Origin of the sequence: Kitasatospora sp. NPDC089509 (assembly GCF_044749365.1) — a bacterium.
Lineage (GTDB): Bacteria > Actinomycetota > Actinomycetes > Streptomycetales > Streptomycetaceae > Kitasatospora.
Genome location: NZ_JBIVHS010000001.1, coordinates 608,853 through 629,218, shown reverse-complemented (window position 1 = coordinate 629,218; position 20,366 = coordinate 608,853). Strand labels below are relative to the sequence as shown.

Below are 20,366 nucleotides of genomic sequence, written 5' to 3'. Positions count from 1 at the left end.
TCGGTCGTGGACCGGTGGCGGCGAAGGGGTGGACGTGGCGACGAAGACGGTGGACACGGCGAGAACGGCGGACCCGGTCCGGGCGGGCGGGAGCCGGAGCGGGGCGGGGGCGTTCTGGCGCTACTGGACCGCCTCGACCGTCAGCCGGCTCGGCGACCAGGTGACCACGGTGGCGCTGCCGCTGATCGCCGTGGTCACCCTGCACGCCTCGGCCTTCCAGGTCGGCCTGATCACCGGCGCCGCCTACGTCGCCTGGCTGGTCATCGGGCTGCCGGCCGGCGTCCTGGTCCAGCGGCTGCCCCTGCGCGGCACCCAGGTCGCGATGGACCTGCTCCGCGCGGCAGCGGTCACCTCGGTGCCGCTGGCCGCCGCGCTGGGCGTGCTGGGGCTGCCGCAGCTGGTGCTGGTCGCCCTGCTGGTCGGCTTCGCCGGCGTGCTCTTCGACGTCGGCAACTCCACCTTCCTGCCCGCCGTTGTCCCCAAGGAGCAGCTGACCAGCCGCAACAGCCTGCTCTCCGGCAGCGTCGCGGCCACCGACCTGGCCGGGCCCTCGCTCGGCGGCGTGCTGGTCCAACTCGTCGGCGGCGCCGCCTCGATGCTGCTGGACGCGGTCAGCTACCTGGCCTCGGCCGCCCTGCTCGGCAGCCTGCCGCGGATCGCCCGGCCCGCCGCCCCGCGCACCGGCGGCGCCGGGATGCGCGAGCAGATCCGCGAGGGCTGGCGCTTCGTCACCCGGCACCCGGTGATCCGGCCGTGCGTCGCGGACGCCACCGCCCTGAACTTCGTCTGCGGCGGCCTGATGACCCTCACCCCGGTGTTCCTGGTCCGCACCCTCGACGCCCCGGCCGCCGCCGTCGGCGCCCTGATGGCCACCGGCGGGCTCGGCAGCCTGCTCGGCGCGGCCGCCACGCCCCGACTGGTCGCCCGGCTCGGCGGCGCCCGCGCGCTGCGCTGGGCGGCCGCGGTGTCCACCGTGTTCGCCCTGCTGCTCCCGGCCGCAGGCTCCGGCTGGGGCACCCTGGTCTTCGCCCTCGGCAACGCCGGGTTCTCGGCCGGGGTGGTGGTCGCCAGCATCGTCACCCGCACCCACCGGCAGACCCACACCCCGCCGGAGCTGCTGTCCCGGGTGATGGCCACGGTCCGCTTCGTCTCCTGGGGCGCGATCCCGGTCGGTGCCCTCGCCGCCGGCGGCGCGGCCGCGCTCTGGGGGCCGCGCACGGCGCTGCTGCTGGTCGCGGTGGTCAGCGTGGCGAGCCCGCTGATCCTGCTGGCCAGCCCGATCCGCCGGCTGCGCGAGCTGGCCTGAGCCGGGGGCCGGGCCTGGCTCCCGGCGCGCCGCCGTCCTCAGAAGTCGCCGACGGCCAGCCCGAGGTGCTCCCGCCAGGCCGCCCGGCCCGCCGGGGTCACCGCCAGGGCACGGCCGGTGCCGACTCGGGTGAGCCAGCCGGCCGCGAGGGCGTGGGCGCACAGGCCCGCCCCGGCCGCGCCGCCCAGGTGGGGGCGGCGCTCGGTCCAGTCCAGGCAGGCCCGCACCGCGGGGCGGCGCGGGCCGCCGGGCAGGGCGACGCCGAGTCCGGCCAGCCAGTCCCGCCCCTCGGCGGTCAGGGCCGGCTCGGGCCCGAGCTCCAGCAGGCCGCGCCCGACCATCGCCTCGGTGACCGCCAGACCGAGGGCGCCCGCCAGGTGGTCGTAGCAGAGCCGCGCCCGGGCCAGGGCGTGCCGGCGGCCGGAGGCCGCGAGGGTGCGGGGCGGGGCGCTCCGGCGCGGGGCCAGTTCGGCCAGGCTCTCGATCAGCGCCACCACCCGGGGGTCGGTCAGCCGGAGGTAGCGGTGGCGGCCGTGCCGCTCCTCGGCCAGCAGTCCGCCACCGACCAGCAGGTTCAGGTGGGAGGTCGCGGTCGACGGCGCGACCCCGGCGTGCCGGGCGAGCTCGTTCGCGGTCCAGGCCCGGCCGTCCAGCAGCGCCAGGCAGAAGCCGGGCCGGGTGCCGTCGGCCAGCAGCCTGGCCACGGCGGCCAGGTCCACGCCCACGTCCCGGTCGGCGGACGGGTCGACGGATCGGTCGGCGAACCCACCGGCGGATCGGTCATCGGATCGGTCGTGCATGCCTTCCATTCTCGCCCGGCACGCTTCGACGCCCGTCGAAGCGTCCGCGCCGTAGCGTTCCCGGGTCCGCCGGGCCACCCGGGCCCGTGAACAGGAGGAACCGTGTCCACCACCCGTCCACCGGAAACCCCGGAACTGACCGTCACCGACTCCCCCGCCGCCACGGACCTCGCGCTGGTCTCCGACGGCCTGGACGGCTTCAACGTCGAGCGGTCCGGGATCGACGACCGCAGGCCGCTCGCCGTCCTGGTCCACGAACCGGGGACGGGCCGGGTGCTCGGCGGGCTGACCGGGCGCACCTCGCTCGGGCTGTTCTTCGTCGACCTCTTCTTCCTCCCGCCCGAGCTGCGCGGCAGCGGGCTGGGCGGCGAGGTCCTGCGCCGGGCCGAGCAGGAGGCCCGGGACCGCGGCTGCCGCTCCGCCGTGCTCTACACGATCAGCTTCCAGGCCCCCGGCTTCTACCTCAAGCACGGGTGGACGGTGCTCGGCGAGGTCCGGTGCGATCCGCCGGGCACCAGCCGGGTGTTCCTCACCAAGAACCTTGAGGGGCCCCGGACAGGCCCTAACCCACCGACCACGGAGGGGAGTTCCGAGGAGCACCGGCCCAGCCCGCTCGGCCGTTCGTCACCGCTCGGCACGCTGAGGCCGGCGTTCTCGGCGGCCGTGCCGTAGACCTGGCGGAGTCCGCCCCGCGAGCACCACACCGGCCCCGGCCCCCGTGCGGGGAGCCGGGGCCGGTGGCCGCGATCAGTGCTGGCCGGGGTAGCCCGGCTGGCCCGGGTAGGGCACGTTCGGGACCTGCTGCGGGTACGGCTGGGCCTGCGGCGGCACCTGGGCGCCGGGCTGCGCCGGGTACGGCTGGGCCGGCGGGTACGCCTGCGGTGCCGGGTAGGGCTGGGCGGCCTGCGGTGCCGGGTAGGGCTGCTGCTGCGGGTACGGCTGGGCGGCCTGCGGGGCCGGGTACGGCTGGGCCTGCGGCGCCGGGTACGGCTGGCCCTGCGGGGCGCCGAAGCCCTGCTGCTGCGGGATCATCTGCTGGGCGGGCGCGGGCTGACCGGCCATCGGGTGGCCCATCATCGGCTGGCCCGGCACCGGCTGACCCGGCATCGGGTAGCCCTGGTTCTGCGGGGTGTCGAAGGGCTGCGAGCTCGGGTCGATCGACCCGGGCGGGAAGGCCGCGCTGAGCTGGTCCATCTCGGCCCGCCAGATGCGGTGGATGTTCAGGCGCACCGGGTTGGTGTTGCCCGGCATCTGGACGTACATCGAGCTCCAGATGCTGGCCCGCTTCACCCGGCTGACCGGGAAGGCGTGCCGCGGGAAGGCCGCGACCACCTCGCCGGGGCGGTTGTTCCAGCGGTTCGCCGAGTTGATCACCACATGGCTGTTGGTGAGCGTCAGGAAGTAGTACCTGCGGGTCAGCACGATGATCAGGCCGACGAGCGGAATCTCACCGAGCGCGGCGGCGAGCCACGGGCTGGGGCCGCTCTCCGCGTGCACGCAGGCGATGAAGGTCTCGCCGGGAGGCGCCACCTGCGAGAGCTTCTCGATGACCTGGGCCTTCTGCTTGGCCCGGAGGAATGCCATGTCTTCTGTACCTCTTACCCCGTCGTGTCCGCCGACTCGGTGCGGCGGGAAATCGGCTGAGGTTAGCAGGTGGTGATGACACGTCGAACGCCAGCGCCCACGCGGTCGACGGCGCCCCGCCGGGCCCGGTCCCGGCGGGGGTGAGTCGGCACACGGAGCATCCTGCGGACGCCCGGGCGGCGGCCGTTCCGGCTCAGCGCACGGTGGTGACGGTGAACCCCTCCGGGGCGTCCAGCCGTACTGTCCCGGTGTGGTCGGTCGTCACCTCGATCGGCAGCCCGGCCACCCTCAGCCCGCGGATCCGCAGCGACTCGTACCCGGCCGGGACCCGCTCGCGCACCCACAGCCGGCGGCCGGGCACGTCCGCGTCCAGTCCGAGCAGCGACTGCAGCACCAGCACGGCGGCCGCGGCGGCCCAGGCCTGCGGGCGGCAGGAGGCCGGGTACGGGACGGGCGTGGCGTACTGGTCGCGCGGGTAACCGGCGAACAGTTCGGGCAGCCGGTGGTCGAAGGCGGCGGCGGCGCGCACCAGTCCGTCGGCGAGCGGCGCGGCGGCCCCGTGCAGCCCGGCCCGGGCGAGGCCGTGCACGGCGATGGCGCCGTCGTGCGGCCAGACCGAACCGGTGTGGTAGCCCAGCGGGTTGAAGCCGGTGCTGGCGGCGTCCAGGGTGCGCAGCCCGAAGCCGCTGTCCAGACCGGGGGCGGTGAGCCGGCCCGCCACCAGCGCGCTCTCCTCGGCGTCCAGCAGTCCGGTGCCGAGCAGGTGGCCCAGGTTGGAGGTGACCGAGTCCACCGGCCGCTTGGCGCCGTCGAGGGCGACCACCGGGTAGCGGCCCTGCTCGTCCGCGGTCCAGAAGCGGTCGCGGAAGCGCTCGCGCATCCGCTCGGCCCACTGCCGCCAGTGCGCGGCGCCGGGGCGGCCGAAGGCCTCCAGCAGGTCGGCGGTCCCGACGGCCGCCTCGTGGGCGTAGGCCTGGACCTCGCTGAGCGCGATCGGGGCGGCGGCGATCCTTCCGTCGCGGAAGCGGATGCCGTCCGAGGAGTCCTTCCAGCCCTGGTTGGAGAGGCCGCGGCCGGTGCTGTCGACGTACTCCAGGAAGCCGTCGCCGTCCGCGTCGGCGTACCGCTCCAGCCAGCCGAGGGCGGCCTCGGCGTGCGGCAGCAGTTCCTCGACCTGGTCGGCGGGCAGGCCCCAGCGCCAGGCGTCGTGCAGCAGGGTGAGCCAGAGCGGGGTGGCGTCGGCGGTGCCGTAGTAGCTGGGCGGCAGGTGGGCGCCGGTGTCCAGGTGCTGTTCGGCGCGGCGGACCTCGTGCAGGATCTTGCCGGGCTGCTCCTCGGTGGCCGGGTCGACGGTGCGGCCCTGACGGCGGGCCAGGGTGCGCAGGGTGCCGGCCGCGAGTTCGGTGCCGAGCGGGAGCATCATCCGGGCCGCCCAGAGCGAGTCGCGGCCGAACAGGGTGAGGAACCAGGGTGCTCCGGCGCCGAGGAAGGCGTCGGCGGGGCGCAGCGGGTCGGTGAGCAGCAGGCCGCGCAGGTCGTGGTGGGAGCGGGTGAGCCAGCGGGCGAGGTGGTGGTCGCGGCCGGTGATCTCGGGGGTGCTCCAGGGGGTGCTGGTGGCGGCGGGGAAGAGGTCGCCGTCGCGGTGCTCGGCGGTGCACTCCAGGACGGCCTGCCAGCTTTGGCCGGGGGCGAATTCGAGCTCGTAGCCGAGGGTGCCGGTGGCCGGGTCGAGGTGGTCCGGTGCCGGGGTGAGGGTGAGCGCGGCGGTGAGCGGGCCGGCGCTCCAGCGCAGGCCGGCGCCGTGGGCCTCGGGCCGGACGGGGGTGCCGGTGCGGCCGGCCTTGACGTGGTCCATGGTGGCGAAGTCGCTTGCGGCGCGCACCTCCAGACGCAGTCGGGCGGGGCGGCCGCCGGCGTTGTGGAGGGTGTAGCGCTCGACCAGTCGGCCGGGGTGGAGTTCGCGGCGGCGTTCCAGGGTGGTGGCCGGGTCGGCGGTCTGTTCGGCGAGTCCGCGCAGCACGGTGACGAAGGCGGTGTGGCCGTCGGCGCCGTCGGCGGCGGCGACCGGGACGTTGGGGATGCCGGGGGCGCCGACCTCCAGGCGGGAGAGGATCCGGCGGTCGCCGTGGTAGAAGCCGTCCGCGCCTTCGGCGATCCGGCCGTCGGGGCGGGCGGCGCAGAAGCTCGGGGCGGCCACGGAGAGCCGGGCGTCGTGCAGGAACGGCTGCAGCTCGATCGCTGACATGGTCTCCTCGTTCTGGGTTCGGGTCTTGACAGTTGCTTCCACCCGGGCGCAACCTTTCTGCCATTGGAGCGTTCCAAGACATTAACTCGCCTGGTGGGCAGGAGGGAACCCCGTATTGGAACGCTCCAAACGTGGCGACAAACCCTTGTCGAGGGCGACAGAACCTAGGATCACCGTCATGCATGCACACTCATCCCCCAGGCCCAGGACAGGGTCCGCGGTGACCCTCGAAATGGTCGCCGCCCGGGCCGGCGTGGGCCGTCAGACGGTGTCCAACGCGATCAACTCACCCGACCTGCTGCGCCCCCAGACGCTGGAGCGGGTCCGCCGCGCCATCGACGAACTCGGCTACCGGCCGCACCGGGCCGCCCAGGCCCTCAAGACCAGGGCCAGCCGACTCATCGGCTACGGCATCCGCTCCAGCAGCACCGGCGTGCCGACCCCCGTCCTGGACCAGTTCCTGCACTCCCTCTCCGAGGCCGCCGACCGGGCCGGCTACCGGGTGGTGCTGTTCGCCGTCGCCCCCGAGGACGACGGACTCACCGGCTACCAGCAACTCCTGGACGAGCACGGCGCCGACGGCTTCGTGCTCAGCGGCACCGACCGCGGCGACCGCCGCCAGGGCTGGCTGCACGAACGCGGCGTCCCCTACGTCGCCTTCGGCCGCACCTGGAGCGGCCGGGACGTCGGCGACTGGGTCGACGTCGACGGCGCCGCCGGCACCTCGGCCGCCGTCCGCCACCTGGCCGGGCTCGGCCACCGCCGGATCGGCTTCCTCGGCTGGCCCAAGGGCTCCGGCGTCGGCGACGACCGCGCCCGCGGCTGGCAGGGCGCGATGCGCGAACTCGGCCTGTCCACCCGGGGCCGCCGGATGGAGAGCGCGGACGACCCGGGACACGCCACCGAGGCCGCCGAACGGCTGCTCGCCACCGGCGCCACCGCCGTGGTGGCCGCCAGCGACACCCTGGCCCTCGGCTGGTACCAGGCGCTGCGCCGGGCCGGCCGCACCCCCGGCCCGGAGGCCGCCGTCATCGGCTTCGACGACTCCCCGATCGCCCCCCTGCTGTTCCCCTCGCTGTCCAGCCTCGCCCAGCCGCTCGACGCGGTCGGCCGCGCCTGCATGCAGCTGCTGCTGGAACGCCTCGGCGACCACCGACGACCCATCGAACACGTCCTGCTGGAACCGGAGTTGGTCCTCCGCGAAAGCGCGTGACGCCCTTCCCCCGAAGGTTCTCCACCACCCCTCCCACCGCAAGGAGACCCCGCATGGTCACCTCCCGCACCCTCGCCGCGGCCGCCGTCTGCGCGGCCGTCGCCCTCGGCGCCGTCACCGGCTGCTCCTCCTCCGGCGGCTTCGGCGCCTCCCCCGCCCAGCAGTCCTCCGGCGCCCACCAGAGCCTCACCGTGCTGATCGCCACCTCCGGCGAGGCCGAGACGGCGGCGGTCAAGGCCGCCACCGCCGACTGGGCGCAGCGGACCGGCAACACCGTGACCGTGCAGATCGCCAGCAACATCAACCAGCAGCTCGGCCAGGCCTTCGCCGGCGGCAACCCGCCGGACCTCTTCTACGTCAACTCCGACCAGTTCGCCAACTACGCCAAGGGCGGCTCGCTGTACGCCTACGGCGACCGGATCCCGGACGTCGCCGACTTCTCCGAGCAGCTGCGCAAGGCCTTCAGCTACAACGGCAAGCTCACCTGCCTGCCCAAGGACAGCTCCACCCTGGCGCTGGCCGTCAACACCGACCTGTGGCAGCGGGCCGGCCTGACCGAGGCCGACTACCCCACCACCTGGCAGCAACTCGCCGACGACGCCGGCAAGCTGACCAAGGACGGCGTCACCGGCCTGGTCACCGCCCCCGACTACCAGCGGGTCGGCGCCCTGCTGAAGCAGGCCGGCGGCTGGATCACCAACCCCGAGCAGACCGCGATGACCGCCGACAGCCCCGCCGACCAGCAGGCACTGGAGTACCTCCAGGGGATGATGAAGGCCGGCTCCGCCAAGTACGTGGCCGAGGTGGACGCCGGCTGGGGCGGCGAGGCGCTCGGCAAGGGCCGCGCCGCGATGACCATCGAGGGCAACTGGCTCAAGGGCGCGATGGCCAAGGACTACCCGAACGTCCCGTACAAGGTGCTCCCGCTGCCCGCCGGGCCGGGCGGCCCCGGCACCCTCGCCTTCAGCAACTGCTGGGGCATAGCCGCGAAGAGCAGCCACCAGGCGGCCGGCGTGGACCTGGTCAAGCACCTCACCGGCGCCGACCAGCAGCTGGAGTTCGCCAAGGCCTTCGGCGTGATGCCCTCGCGCACCAGCGCGCTGGCCGAGTACGCCCAGAAGTACCCCGAGTCCAAGGCCTGGGTCGACGGCGTCGCCCACTCCCAGCCGCCGGTCACCATACCCGGGTTCAACCAGGTGCTCACCCAGTTCAACACCGACCTCCAGTCGCTGCGCACCGGTGACCCGGCGACCATCCTCGGCGCCCTCCAGCGCAACGGCGAGCAGGCCCTCAAGAATGCGAAGTGACCGCACCCCCGGACGTCTCCGCGAGGGGGCCTGGGGCTGGCTGTTCACCGGCCCGATGGTGCTGGTGCTCGGCCTGTTCATGGTCCTGCCGATCGGGATGGCGCTCTGGGTCAGCCTGCTGCACTGGGACGGCCAGTCCAACCCGTTCGGCGGCGACGCGGACTTCGTCGGCCTGGACAACTACCGCCGACTGTTCGCCGTGGACGGCCTGGACCGCACGCTGTTCGCCACCTCGCTGCGCAACACCCTCTACTACGTGCTGCTCACCGTGCCGCTGCAGACCCTGTTGGCGCTGTCCCTCGCGATCGCCGTCAACCAGCGGCTGCTGCGCGGGCGGAGCGCGCTTCGCACGGTGTTCTTCTTCCCGTCCGTGACCAGCTCGATCGCCGTGTCGACGATCTTCCTGTTCCTGTTCCAGGGCAGCGGCGCGGTCAACCGGATGCTGTCCTGGTTCGGGGTGAAGGGCCCCAACTGGTTCGCCGACCCGCGCGGCCTGGTCTGGCTGGTGCTCGGGTGGTTCGGCGTGGACCAGCCCGCGCCGACCGCCGGCGGGCCGCTCGGACTCCCCTGGTCGGAGTGGTTCGCCGGGCCCTCGGTCGCGATGTGCGTCCTGATCCTGATGGCGGTGTGGACCACCTCCGGCAGCTTCATGCTGATCTTCCTCGCCGCCCTCCAGGACATCCCGCGCGAACTGGAGGAGGCCGCCGCGCTGGACGGCGCCAACCGCCGTCAACTGCTGCGCAACGTCACGCTGCCCGCGCTGCGGCCGGTGCTCTTCCTGGTGCTGACGCTGGGCCTGATCTCCACCTGGCAGGTCTTCGACCAGGTCTACGTGACGGGCAAGGGAGCGCCCGGCAACACCACCCTCAGCCCCGCCTACCTGTCCTACTCGGCCGGCTTCGACAACGCCGACTACGGGCAGGGCGCCGCCATCGCCTTCGTCCTGCTCGGCCTGGTCCTGCTGTTCACCGCCGTGCAGCGGTGGGTGCTGCGGGAGCGGGGCGGGAAGCCGGAACCGAAGCCGGAACCGCGCCCGAAGGGAGTCCCCCGTGCCACCCGTTGACCGCAAGGCCGCCGCGGACCGGCCGGTGCTCGGCCGCTTCCCCCGGCCGGCCCGCCTGCTCGGATACGCCGCGCTGCTCGGCTTCGCGCTGCTCTACCTGCTGCCGTTCCTGCTGCAGTTGGCGAACAGCTTCAAGACCGACCCGGACGCGGCCGCCCACCCGATGACGCTGCTGCCGGACGGCGGCACCCTCGCCTCCTACCGGCGGCTGTTCGGGCTGGCCGAGGGCGTGGAGAACGTCCCGTTCCTCGGCTGGCTGGGCAACAGCGTGCTGGTGACCGTCCTGATCACGGCCGGCCGGGTGCTGTTCGACTCGATGGCGGGCTACGCCCTGGCCCGGCTCAGGTTCCCGGGCCGCCGGGCGCTGTTCGCCTTCGTGCTGGCGGTGATGGCGGTGCCCGGCGTGGTGCTGCTGATCCCGAAGTTCCTGGTGCTGAAGAGCTTCGGGATGTTCGACAGCTACGCCGGGATGGTCCTGCCGCTGCTGGTCGACGCCGCCGGGGTCTTCATCATGAAGCAGTTCTTCGAGTCGGTGCCGCGCGAGGTCGAGGAGGCGGCGCGGATCGACGGCGCCGGGACGTTCCGGATCTTCTGGTCGGTGGTGCTGCCGATGGCCCGGCCCGCACTGATCACCCTCACCGTGCTCTCCTTCCAGAGCTCCTGGAACGAGTTCACCCACTTCCTGGTCTCCACCCAGTCCAGCGAGCACGACACCCTGACGACCGGTCTCGCCCACTTCGTGGCAGGCGGGCTGGGCTCCGGGTCGCAGTACCCGCTCAAGCTGGCGGCGGCGCTGGTCTCCACCCTGCCGGTGGCGCTGCTGTTCTTCCTGTTCCAGCGGCACTTCGTCCGGGGCGCCAACTCCGGCTCCTCGAAGGGCTAGCCGAGTCCAGCCGCGCCGTCCCGTAACGGACGGGGCCGGTGGCCGGGTTCACCCGCCGGTCCGGGCGGGGGCGGAACCCGGCCACGGGGTCGTCATCCAGGCCGGATCCGTTAAAGCCGGGGTCAAATAATCGTGTGCATCCTTGCTGATACTGTGCTGACATTGTATTGCGCTGCGGTGCACTTCACCGCAGGGGAGGGATCGGCCTGATCCCGTTCGATCAGGCCCTGTCACACAGGAGTTCCACCATCAACACCGCCATCCGCAAGGCCGCACGCGGCGCGCTGCCCGTCGCCGTCACCGCCTCCGTCCTCGCCGTCGGCCTCACCGCCTGCGGCACCGTCGAGCAGCTCTCGGCCGGTCAGAAGGTGTCGAAGGCCTTCGGCAAGGTCGGTGACGGCAAGTCGGCGGGCTTCACGCTCTCCGTGGACGCCACGCCGGAGCAGATCGTCGCCTTCTCCAAGGCCACCGGCGACGACCCCGTCGACGAGCAGAGCGCGAAGGGGCTGTCCGGCCTCTCCATATCCGTCGCGATCTCCGCCGACAAGCCGCTCAAGGACGTCGACGCCTTCAAGAACGCGACCGCCAAGGACGCCAAGGCGCAGCAGGACGTCTCGCTCGACAAGTCGGTGCGGGTCGCCTACACGATCGCGGACAAGAAGGGCACCCCGCTCCTGGAGTACCGCCAGGTCGAGGCCAAGGGGTACCTGCACGTCGACATGAAGAGCGTGCTCAAGCTCACCGGCCAGGACCCGTCCGAGATCGACACGGTCGCCAAGGACCTGCCCGCCGACATGGCCCCCGCCAAGGACGTGCTGACCGGCAAGTGGGTCTCGCTCGACCTCCAGCAGCTGGCCGACGAGGCCAAGAAGTCCGAGGACGGCAAGGGCGGCAAGCCCGAGGCGGTCCCCTCGGTCGACCCGCAGGCCGGCCAGGAGCTCTTCAACTCGCTGAAGGACGTCTTCAACCGGACGGTCACCTTCGAGGACAAGGGCAAGCAGGACGGCGCCGAGCACATCTGGATGAGCGCCCCGGCCAAGCAGGCCGTGGACGAGCTGTACAAGGCCCTCAAGCCGCTCTCCGGCAAGTTCCCGCAGCAGTTCAAGAAGTTCCCGACCGAGGCCCCGAAGGACGTCCCGGACCGCAAGGTCGGCGCCGACCTCTACCTGAAGAACGGCGCGCTCTCCTCGGCCACCTTCGACCTCGCCCAGCTGGAGAAGAAGGTCGAGCCGGGCGTCAACTTCCCGGTCAAGCTGACCTTCAACCAGGAGGCGCCGAAGGTCGACGCCCCCGCCGACGCCACCAAGATGACCACCGAGGATCTGATGAAGACCTTCCTCGCGCTGGCCTCGGGCGGCGCGGACGCGGGTTCCGCGGAGGACGGCGGCGTTCCGCCGGTGCCCGCCGACGCCGCGCCGCTGACGGACGCCCAGCTCAAGCAGCTGACCGCGCTCGGTGTGCCGGAGGCCCAGGCCAAGGCGTTCAACAAGATGGGTCTGGGCTTCGAGGACATCAAGGCCCTCGCCACGGAGAAGTGACCGTCCCCGTCTGAGGAACGGCTGCGCTCCTGACGCAGCGACCGGCCGACCGCCTCCGCGGTCGGCCGGTCGCGTTGTCGGGGCCGCCTAGGTCCTGTCCGGCCGATCTTGTCGGATCAGCGCGCGGCGTCGGGCGCCCGGCTGGGCGTGCGGCCGGACCGTCCTCGTACTGGGCGTACTTGGTCGGTTCGGCCGTGCGTCCAGGCGGGATGATCCGGCGTCGCGCGCCCGGCAAGATCGGCCGGACAGGACCTAGCTGCCCGGGGCTCAACCCCGCTTGCGCAGGCTGACCTCGGCCCGCACCGGCATCGGCGCCTCCGGGTCGCTCGCCGTCCGGACGGCCTCCACCGCCACCAGCTCGTTGGGCACCCGGGTGCGCGCGCCCAGGCCGAGGAAGCCGCCCTCCTCGTTGGCGTCGGCGACCACGGTGGCGATCTCCAGCAGGAAGGCGCGGTACTCGGCGAGTTCGTCCGGCGCCTGCTCCGCGACGATCCGTGCCGCCGAGCGGACGGTCTCCAGCGCGGGCCCGCGGTACTCGGCGTAGCGGGTCTCCGGGCGCAGCCCGGTGTCGAAGGTGGAGGCGGCCGCGAGCTCGCGGACGAAGCGCCGGGGGTGGCCGGTGCTCGCCTCGCGCAGCAGCTTGACGATCGCGATGATCTCCTCCGGGTCCGCGACGCCCTCGGCGAGGGCGACCAGCACGCCGGAGGCCATCAGCGCCCGGCCGAGCGTCGCCCAGTCCTCGGGGGTGAAGTCCAACTCCCCCACCCCGTCCGCGACCCGGCCGATCCGCACCACCTGGAAGCCGACCTCGGCGAGCACGGCGGGGATCAGCCGCACCGACTCCACCGTCCGCGCCCGGGCCCGGTCGGACAGCTCCTCCCAGGGCAGGAAGGCCGCCCGGCCGTCCCGCTGACCGGGGACCGGTGCGTCCTGGCCGGACGTCCCGGACTCGGCGCCGGTGCCGTAGCGGTGCTCGTGCTCGTGCTCCAGCCGGGCCAGCACCTCGGCCTCCTCCTCGGTGAAGTCCTCGAAGCCGCCGACGGCTTCGGGCGCGGTCTGCTCGGAGGCGGGCACCATCAGGCAGCCGACCGCCGCGAGGCGGTCGCCGAGCTGCCGGGCCTGGCGCCGGTTGGCCGTCCGCAGCTCCTCGGGCAGTTCCTCCCAGGGCAGCAGGGCCGGCCGGCTGCCCGCCTCCTCGCCGTCCTCGACCGCCGCCGCGACCCGGCTCCGGTGGATGGCCCGGGCCAGTTGCCGGGTGACCTGGGCGTTGGTGTAGTCGGCCAGGCTCTCGATGATCATCCCCTGCGCCTCCAGCCGGTCCTTCATCCGGCCGCACTCGTACAGCACGGCCTCGGCGTCCAGCAGGGTCTGCTCGGCGCGGCGGTCGCCGGCCTTGCCCAGCACGTCCTGGCCGACCATGATCACGATCATGAAGATCAGCTGGGCCAGGGTGGACAGGAAGCTCATGAAGGCGAACGGGTACGGGTCGAAGGTCTGCAGTCCCAGCCGGGACATCCCGATCCACACCACCTGCGTCACGGCCGCGAGGTAGAAGGCCCACATGCTGCCCAGCCGTCCGGTCAGCCAGGCGGCGATCCGTCCGTTGACCCCGGTGACCTGGTCCAGCGCCTGCGGCGGCTGCTGCACCCGGTGCCGGTGGATCCACGGGTGCCCGCTGGTCTCCAGCAGACTGACGCCCCGGCCGAGCGCCCGGTCGTGCCGGTCCAGGTGCTCCTGGAGGTCGGCGACCTTGGCGAAGATCGCCTCGGCGTTCTCGTAGGTCTGCACCGCCCGGCGGTCGGCGGCCTGGCCGAGCACCCGTTGGCCGACCAGGATCGCCAGGCAGAGCACCAGTTGGACCACGTTGTCGAGGAACAGCAGGAACCCGAAGGGGTAGGGGTCGATCGCGTGCAGCGGCCCCCAGGTCGCCAGCGCCATCCACCCGCCGACCACCACCAGGGTGACGTACAGGGCGGGCATCGAACCCACCGCCCGGGTCAGCGCGGCCGCGATCGCCCCGTTCAGCCCGACCTGTTCGTCCGCCATCGCCACCGGCTGCTGCCGCGGCTGGTCGATCCCCGTACCGGCGTCCGTCACGCCCGCTCCTCCCGCTCGACTCCGGCATCGGCGCGGGAGTCGTGGTCATGGCCGGTTCATGATGCCAGCAGTCGGCCGACCCGGCAGGCGGACGAACGACGTTCTTAACGCGCCGTCAACACCCGTGCCGGGCGCGAGGTGCAGCTCGACCCGGCCGTGCCGGAGGTGGTTGCGGTGGCCGTCGGCGAACTCCAGGCGGAGGCTGTGGTCGGCCGGGGCGGCCACCACGACGGCGCTCTCGACCGCACCGTAGGAGGAGTCGCGGTAGACCCACACCTGGTCCCCGACGTGGAACTCCGGGGTCTCCGAGACGATCACCGTGCTCACTTCCTCTCCCAACGGTCTGTACGGGTGGGAGCGGCGCGGGACTCAGTGGGCGGCGCGCAGCCCGGTCGGGGCGGTGGCGGTGGGCAGCCCGATCGGCATCCCCAGCGCGTCCACCGGGGTGGAGCCGGGGTAGCTCGCGCACTCGGTCGTCGCCATCACCACGAGGGTGTGGCCGACCGGGTCGAAGCCGACGGAGGCGGTCTCGGCGAGGGCCCCCGGGCCGGTGGCCGGTGGCGTCAGCGCCAGCCGGGGGCCATGACCGAAGTCGTCGACGGCGCCGACCGTCCAGCCCTGCGCGGTCAGGGTCCGCCGGGCCCGGTCCAGCGCCTCCGTCCGCTGGGCCCCGGTGACCCCGGCGAGGGTGAAGCGGGCGCCCAGCACGGCGGTACGGGGCTGGTCGGCGCCGCCGTCGTTGAGGTTCTCCAGGGCGTGGGCGAGGCCGCGCGGTCGGCAGACGCCGTAGATCCGCGCCGTGATCCCGTCGTCGATGTCTGGCTCCGACGACAGGGTCAGCCCGGGCGGCAGGTCGAGGGCGTCGTAGACGGACTGGGTGCGGGCGTCCAGGTGCGCGGCGACCGCGACCGGGTCGGCCACCGGGTACGGCTTCCCTTCCCAGACGCCCGTCCAGCCCTCGGCCACCGCCTCGCCGCCGACGACGCCGAGCACCACCGCGGCCACGGCCGCCGTGAGCACCGCGCCCCGCAGGGCCGTCCGGCGGCCCCGCCCGTCCTTCCGCACACGCTTCGTCATGCCCGGTATCGTCCACCGCCGCGGCGGGGGGGGGCGGGGGGGGGGGCCGGGCCCCCCCCCCGCCCCCCCGGGGGGGGCGGGGGGGGGGGGGGGGGGCGCGGGGCGCGGGAGAGGGGGGCGCCCGGGGGCCCCCCCCCCCCGTCCGCCCCCCCCCGCGCCGCCCGCCCGGGCCGCGCCCCCCGCCGGGCCGCGCCGCCGGGTTCGCCCCCCCCCCCCCCCCCCGCCGCGCGGGTGCTCAGGCGTGCCGGGTGATCAGGCCTGCGCGAGTGCTCAGGCGTGCGTGGCGGCGCACTCCGGGTGGCCCCAGCTGCTGCCCACCTTGGTGATCTTGTCGCCCTTGGCGTAGGGGCGGCTGCACGGGCAGGTGCCGGGGAAACGGGCGTTCAGGGTGCGCGAGGTGCCGCCGCTGCGCTTGGCGGCGGCCCCGGTGCCGCCGGTGCCGCTGGAGGTGGTGCGCGCCTTCGGGGCCTTGGCCGCCGCGGCCGGGTCGGGCACCGGCAGGTCGGCGGCCGTCCCGGCGGCGGCCTGCTGGGTGCGGGCGGCGTCACTGGCGGCCTTGTCGGCGATGGCGTTCAGCGGGTCGCCGTCCACCTGGTGGGCGGGGACGTACACGAAGGTGACGTCCCGGCCCTCCAGGAGTTCGTCGATCCGCTGGATCAGCTCGCGGTTGGCCACCGGCTTGCCCGCGGCCGTCTTCCAGCCGTTGCGCTTCCAGCCCTTGAGCCACTTGGTGACCGAGTCGCGGGTGTAGGTGCTGTCCAGCCGGACCTCCAGCGGGACGGCCGGGTCGGTGGCGGACAGCAGCTGCTGAAGGGCCGTCAGCTCGCCGATGTTGTTGGTGCTGTGCCCGAGCGGCCCGGCCTCCCAGCGCTGGGGCGCCCCGGCGCCGTCCGCCACCACGTAGGCCCAGGCCGCCGGGCCCGGGTTGCCCTTGGCCGCTCCGTCACACGCTGCAATGACTCGTTCCACCATGCCCCCGATCATGCCTGGTCAGGCGGCCCGGAGCCAAAGCGGGCCGGAAACGGGGCGGCCCGGAACCGAAGCGGGCCGGGTGGCGGGCTCACTGCCGCAGCAGGGGCAGCAGCAGCGCGGCGGACCAGCTGAAGTTGGTGGAGTTGCGGCCGGCGCCGGTCAACGGGTCGTAGTTCTCCCGCACCGGACCGTCACCGCCCAGGCCCTCGGCGGCGGCGAGCAGTCGCCGCACGGCCGCCCGGGCGTCCTGGTGCCAGCCGTGGCGGCGCAGCCCCTCGATCGCGAAGTAGGTCTGGTCGAGCCAGGCCAGCCCGCGCCAGTAGCCGGCCGGGTCGAAGGCGGGCGAGCTGCGGGCGACGGTCGGGAAGGGCATCGGGGTCCCGAACTCGGCCGGGTCGAGCAGCAGGGCGCGCACGGTACGGGCCTGGGCGGGGTCGGCGGTGCCGGACCAGAGCGGGATCGCCCCCTCGATGCCGCGGCCGCGGGCGGTGAGCCGGGCGCCGGAGGTCAGGTCGGTGTCGTGGAACCAGCCGTCGGCCGGGTCGTACATGGTGTCCCGGATCACGGCGTCGATCCGCCCGGCCCGGGCGCGCAGCCGGTCCGCGGTGGGGCGGTCGCCCAGTTCGGCGGCGATCGCGGCCAGGTGGCGGTGGTCGGCGGCCAGGTAGGCGTTGAGGTCGACGGAGCGCTGGGTGAGCGACCAGCCGAGCAGGGTGCCTCGGGCGTCCCGGTTGGGGACGACGCCGGCGGCGTCGAAGCGCGGGGCGTTGTCCATGCCGGACTCCCAGGCCGCCGCCTGCCGGCAGTCCTCGGGGGCGGCGTTGGCCGGGTCGACGGTGGCGCCGTACTCGCACAGCCCCTCGCCGAGGTGGTCCCGGGTGCGGTACCACCAGTCCTGGTAGGCGGTGAGCTTGGGCAGCAGTTCGCGCAGGAAGGCCCGGTCGCCGCCGTGCCGGTAGACCTCCCAGACCGCCCAGGCGGCCAGCGGGGGCTTGGAGTTGCGTTCGTTCCAGTTGCCGCCGCCGGTGCTCGGGTCGTTGTAGAAGACGCAGTCGGGGACCATCCCGGCGTCCTGCGGACGGTCCGCGGAACCGGCCGGGACCTGGTGGTCGAAGACGGCGCGGATCTGGTCGGCGGCGAGGTCGGGGGCGAACAGGGCGGTGCCGACGGCCTGTTTCCAGGTGTCCCAGGCCCAGACCCCGCTGAACCACTTGTTGGAGAGCGAGGGGGTGACGGCGTCGTGCCGGATCCGCCCGGCCGGGCTGCGCCAGTTGGTGACCAGGGTCTGGACGCACTTGACGGCGGTGCGGCGGCGGTCGGCCGGGACGCCCTCGGTGGCCCGGGCGACGTATCCGGCCCAGCGGGCGGCTCCGGTGGCGGCGATCCGTTCGGGGGTGCGCAGCGCCGCCCCGGCCTCGCGGGCGGCGCGGTCGTACTCGGCGGCGGTGAAGGTGTAGCTCTCGGTCCAGTCCAGGGTGCGGGTGGTGCCGGGCGACAGCCGTACGGCTTCGGCGAGTTCGGTGCGGTGGGTGTCGCCGTCCACGGTGACCCGGACGGGCTGGGCGTGCCGGACGGCGAAGCGCTCGGTGCCGTCGGTGAGGTAGTCCCAGGTCTGCCGGACCCGGGCGAAGTCCACCTCGACGCCGTGCTCGGCGGCCCGTAGCCGCGGTGCTTCGTGCTGGGGGCCGTCCGCGGGGCGCAGCAGGGTGCCGGTCCAGCTGACGCCCAGGGTGCGGGCGGTGCGGCCGGTGTTGGCCAGGCGGGCGCGCAGCAGGGCGGTGCGGTTGCCGGCGAAGCGCAGTTCGAGGGTGAGGGCGAGGCCGCCGCCGAGGGCGTAGGACTGGCGGAGCAGTCCGGGCAGGGCGGTGAGGACGGGGGTTCCGGCGGCGGCGAGGTCCAGCGGTTTTCCCTGCTCGGTGAGCCGGAGGCGGGTGAGGCCGTCGCTGAGCCACCAGGGGTACTCCTGGGCGAGGTGCAGCGGGCCGGTGAAGCCGCCGAGCGGGTCGGTGGGGCGGGGCAGGGCGTAGGCGTGCCAGGCGCCGAGGTCGGCGAAGACGGTGATCGGGTTGTTGTCGCCGGGGTAGGCCCGGGTGGGGGTGCCGTGCAGGTCGAGGACGTCGGCGTAGCGTTCGGCGCCGAGGTCTGCGGGCTCGGCGGGGTCTTCCGGTGCGGCGTGGGCGATGGCCGGGGCCGCCAGCGGGCCGGCGGCGGCCGCGAGGGCCGAGGCGGTGAGGAAGTGGCGGCGGGTCAGCGGGTTCATGCGCGCTCCTCGGGGGCGGGCAGGCGGAGGACGGCGGCGCCGAGCGGGGCGAGGGTGAGGGTGTCGCCGGTGGCGGTGCCGGTGAGCAGGTCGGTGCCCGGTCGTGTCAGCGGTACGGTCCGGTCGGCGGGGCCGTGGTTGAGCAGGAAGAGGTACTCGGTGCCGTCGGCGGCCCGGCGGCGGGTGGCCTCGACGCCGTCGGGCAGGCCTGGCAGTTCGGGGCCGGTCCCGGCCTCGGCGAGCGGGAGGTCGAGCACCCGGCCGGTGTCCGGGCCGAGGTGGCAGCCGAGGTACCAGGCGCTGCCGGTGCCGTGGCGGTGCCGGGTGACGGCGGGCCGGCCGGTGAGTTCGCCGGAGCCGTAGCGGGCGAGGGTCTCGGCGCCCTCGGTCTCGATCCACTCGCTCCAGCGCTCGGCGCGCAGTTCCCGGCCGTCGAGGTGGACGGACGTGGTCTCCCCGTCCGGGATCGGCCAGTGCTCGTCCACGACCAGGCCGAGCAGTTCGCGCAGCGGGCCGGGGTGGCCGCCGGGGTGGATGTGGTCGTGGCGGTCGGTGATGCCGCTGAACGGGCCGCAGACCAGGTGGCCGCCGTTCCGGACGTAGTGGGTGAGGCGTTCGGCGGTGGCGGTGTCGAGCAGGTAGAGGTTGGGGGCGAGCAGCAGCCGGTAGCCGTCGTACGGTCCGGTCGGGGGGAGGAAGTCGACGCTGGTGCCGCGGTCGTACAGGGCGGCGTACCAGGGGCGGAGCAGGTCGAGCCAGCGCATCCGGGCGGAGGGGTGGTCGTCCAGTTCGAGCGCCCACCAGCTGTCCCAGTCGAGCAGCACGCCGACCCGGGCGCGGCTGCGGCTGCCGGCGATCTCGCCGAGGCGGCGCAGTTCGGCGCCGAGGGCGAGGGTCTGCTGCCAGCCCCGGCCGGCGGTGCCCCGGTGCGGGAGCATCGCGCTGTGGAACTTCTCGGCGCCGGCGACGGAGGCGCGCCACTGGAAGTGCAGCACGCCGTCGGCGCCGCGGGCCAGCGCCTGGAGCGACCAGAGGCGGTACAGGCCCGGGCGTTTGGGGACGTTCACCGGGCGCCAGCTGACCGCGGAGGGGGCCTGTTCCATCAGCAGCCAGGGTCGGCCCTGTTTGAGGGAGCGCATCAGGTCGTAGTTCAGGGCGGCGTTGACGTGGGCGCGCGGGTCGGCCGGGTCGGGGTAGGCGTCGTCGGAGACGACGTCCTCGTGCCGGCTCCACTCCCAGTAGTCGAGGGCCTTGAGCATCGACATGAAGTTGGTGGTGACCGGCAGTCCGGGCGAGAGTTCGTCGAGGACGGCCTTCTCGGCGCGGTGCAGGGCGAGCAGGGCGTCCGAGCAGAACCGCCGCCAGTCCAGCAGTTGGGTCGGGTTGACCGGGCCGGGCGCGGTGCGCGGCGGCTCGACCTGGTCGAAGGAGTTGTACCGCTGGGACCAGAACGCCGTCCCCCAGGAGCGGTTCAACTCCTCGACGGTGCCGTGCCGTCGGCGCAGCCAGTGGCGGAAGTCGGCGGCCGACTCGGCGCAGAAGCACTCCTGGACGTGGTCGCCGTACTCGTTGTGGATGTGCCAGAGGGCGAGCGCGGGGTGGTCGTGGTAGCGCTCGGCGAGCATCCGGGTGAGCCGGACGGCGGCGGCCCGGTAGACCGGGGAGGAGGGGCAGTAGTGCTGGCGGGAGCCGAACTCCAGCCGGACGCCGTCGGCGGTGACGGGCAGCAGCTCGGGGTGGGCGCGGACCAGCCAGGCGGGCGGGGAGGCGGTGGCGGTGGCCAGGTCGACGGCGACGCCGTGCCGGTGGACGAGGTCGAGCAGCCGGTCCAGCCAGCCGAAGTCCCAGCTGTGGGCGTCGGGTTGGAGCCGCGCCCAGGAGAACACGCCGACGGTGACCAGGTTCACCCCGGCCTCGGCCATCAGCTTCACGTCCTCGGCCCACACCTCCTCGGGCCACTGTTCGGGGTTCCAGTCCCCGCCGTACAACAGGCCGGGCACGCGGGTCAGTCGGTCCATTGG

16 protein-coding genes are annotated in these 20,366 nt (G+C 74.1%); 7 read left to right on the top strand and 9 right to left on the bottom strand.

Going from position 1 to position 20,366, the window contains the following annotated elements:
* Nucleotides 1-34 precede the first annotated feature (34 nt).
* Nucleotides 35-1,306, top strand: a complete 1,272-nt coding sequence (locus ACIP4P_RS02385; protein ID WP_400913879.1) for an MFS transporter — start codon at nt 35-37, stop codon at nt 1,304-1,306.
* Nucleotides 1,307-1,344: 38 nt separating this feature from the next.
* Here the strand turns inward: ACIP4P_RS02385 and ACIP4P_RS02380 are convergent, their stop codons facing one another.
* The gene (locus tag ACIP4P_RS02380) at nt 1,345-2,106 is read right to left on the bottom strand and encodes an ArsR/SmtB family transcription factor (protein ID WP_400913877.1); all 762 of its coding nucleotides are present in this window, start codon (nt 2,104-2,106) and stop codon (nt 1,345-1,347) included.
* 102 nt (nt 2,107-2,208) lie between these two features.
* Between ACIP4P_RS02380 and ACIP4P_RS02375 the strand changes: the two genes are divergently transcribed.
* Entirely contained in the window at nt 2,209-2,778 is a 570-nt protein-coding gene (locus tag ACIP4P_RS02375; RefSeq protein WP_400913875.1) for a GNAT family N-acetyltransferase, read from the top strand.
* A 75-nt stretch (nt 2,779-2,853) separates the two neighbouring features.
* Here the strand turns inward: ACIP4P_RS02375 and ACIP4P_RS02370 are convergent, their stop codons facing one another.
* Nucleotides 2,854-3,690: a hypothetical protein gene (locus ACIP4P_RS02370; protein ID WP_400913873.1), complete on the bottom strand. Its 837-nt coding sequence runs from the start codon at nt 3,688-3,690 to the stop codon at nt 2,854-2,856.
* A 193-nt stretch (nt 3,691-3,883) separates the two neighbouring features.
* Nucleotides 3,884-5,935 carry a glycogen debranching N-terminal domain-containing protein gene (locus ACIP4P_RS02365; protein ID WP_400913871.1) on the bottom strand — a complete coding sequence of 684 codons (2,052 nt, stop codon included), beginning with the start codon at nt 5,933-5,935 and terminating at the stop codon, nt 3,884-3,886.
* A 220-nt stretch (nt 5,936-6,155) separates the two neighbouring features.
* Between ACIP4P_RS02365 and ACIP4P_RS02360 the strand changes: the two genes are divergently transcribed.
* The 5 genes from ACIP4P_RS02360 to ACIP4P_RS02340 all read left to right on the top strand — a co-directional run bounded on the left by ACIP4P_RS02360 (nt 6,156) and on the right by ACIP4P_RS02340 (nt 11,939).
* A complete protein-coding gene (locus ACIP4P_RS02360; RefSeq protein WP_400913868.1) occupies nt 6,156-7,148 on the top strand; it encodes a LacI family DNA-binding transcriptional regulator in 993 nt (330 codons plus the stop codon).
* Between the two features lie 53 nt (nt 7,149-7,201).
* The gene (locus tag ACIP4P_RS02355) at nt 7,202-8,455 is read left to right on the top strand and encodes an extracellular solute-binding protein (protein WP_400913866.1); all 1,254 of its coding nucleotides are present in this window, start codon (nt 7,202-7,204) and stop codon (nt 8,453-8,455) included.
* Nucleotides 8,445-9,518: a carbohydrate ABC transporter permease gene (locus ACIP4P_RS02350; protein WP_400913864.1), complete on the top strand. Its 1,074-nt coding sequence runs from the start codon at nt 8,445-8,447 to the stop codon at nt 9,516-9,518. Before ACIP4P_RS02355 ends, ACIP4P_RS02350 begins: the two co-directional genes overlap by 11 nt.
* Nucleotides 9,505-10,401, top strand: a complete 897-nt coding sequence (locus ACIP4P_RS02345) for a carbohydrate ABC transporter permease (protein ID WP_400913863.1) — start codon at nt 9,505-9,507, stop codon at nt 10,399-10,401. Before ACIP4P_RS02350 ends, ACIP4P_RS02345 begins: the two co-directional genes overlap by 14 nt.
* A gap of 167 nt (nt 10,402-10,568) precedes the next feature.
* On the top strand, nt 10,569-11,939 hold the full coding sequence (locus tag ACIP4P_RS02340; RefSeq protein ID WP_400913862.1) for a hypothetical protein: 1,371 nt from the start codon (nt 10,569-10,571) through the stop codon (nt 11,937-11,939).
* A 267-nt stretch (nt 11,940-12,206) separates the two neighbouring features.
* Here ACIP4P_RS02340 and ACIP4P_RS02335 read toward each other — a convergent pair whose 3' ends face one another.
* The 6 genes from ACIP4P_RS02335 to ACIP4P_RS02310 all read right to left on the bottom strand — a co-directional run bounded on the left by ACIP4P_RS02335 (nt 12,207) and on the right by ACIP4P_RS02310 (nt 20,363).
* Nucleotides 12,207-14,036 (bottom strand): DUF1003 domain-containing protein, encoded by a 1,830-nt coding sequence (locus tag ACIP4P_RS02335; RefSeq protein ID WP_400913860.1) that lies wholly within the window; start codon nt 14,034-14,036, stop codon nt 12,207-12,209.
* A 45-nt stretch (nt 14,037-14,081) separates the two neighbouring features.
* On the bottom strand, nt 14,082-14,363 hold the full coding sequence (locus ACIP4P_RS02330) for a hypothetical protein (RefSeq protein ID WP_400913859.1): 282 nt from the start codon (nt 14,361-14,363) through the stop codon (nt 14,082-14,084).
* Between the two features lie 42 nt (nt 14,364-14,405).
* Nucleotides 14,406-15,113 carry a hypothetical protein gene (locus tag ACIP4P_RS02325; RefSeq protein WP_400913858.1) on the bottom strand — a complete coding sequence of 236 codons (708 nt, stop codon included), beginning with the start codon at nt 15,111-15,113 and terminating at the stop codon, nt 14,406-14,408.
* A gap of 270 nt (nt 15,114-15,383) precedes the next feature.
* On the bottom strand, nt 15,384-16,085 hold the full coding sequence (locus ACIP4P_RS02320; protein ID WP_400913857.1) for a ribonuclease H: 702 nt from the start codon (nt 16,083-16,085) through the stop codon (nt 15,384-15,386).
* Nucleotides 16,086-16,173: 88 nt separating this feature from the next.
* A complete protein-coding gene (locus ACIP4P_RS02315) occupies nt 16,174-18,345 on the bottom strand; it encodes an MGH1-like glycoside hydrolase domain-containing protein (RefSeq protein ID WP_400913855.1) in 2,172 nt (723 codons plus the stop codon).
* On the bottom strand, nt 18,342-20,363 hold the full coding sequence (locus ACIP4P_RS02310; protein ID WP_400913853.1) for a beta-galactosidase: 2,022 nt from the start codon (nt 20,361-20,363) through the stop codon (nt 18,342-18,344). Before ACIP4P_RS02310 ends, ACIP4P_RS02315 begins: the two co-directional genes overlap by 4 nt.
* Nucleotides 20,364-20,366 lie beyond the last annotated feature (3 nt).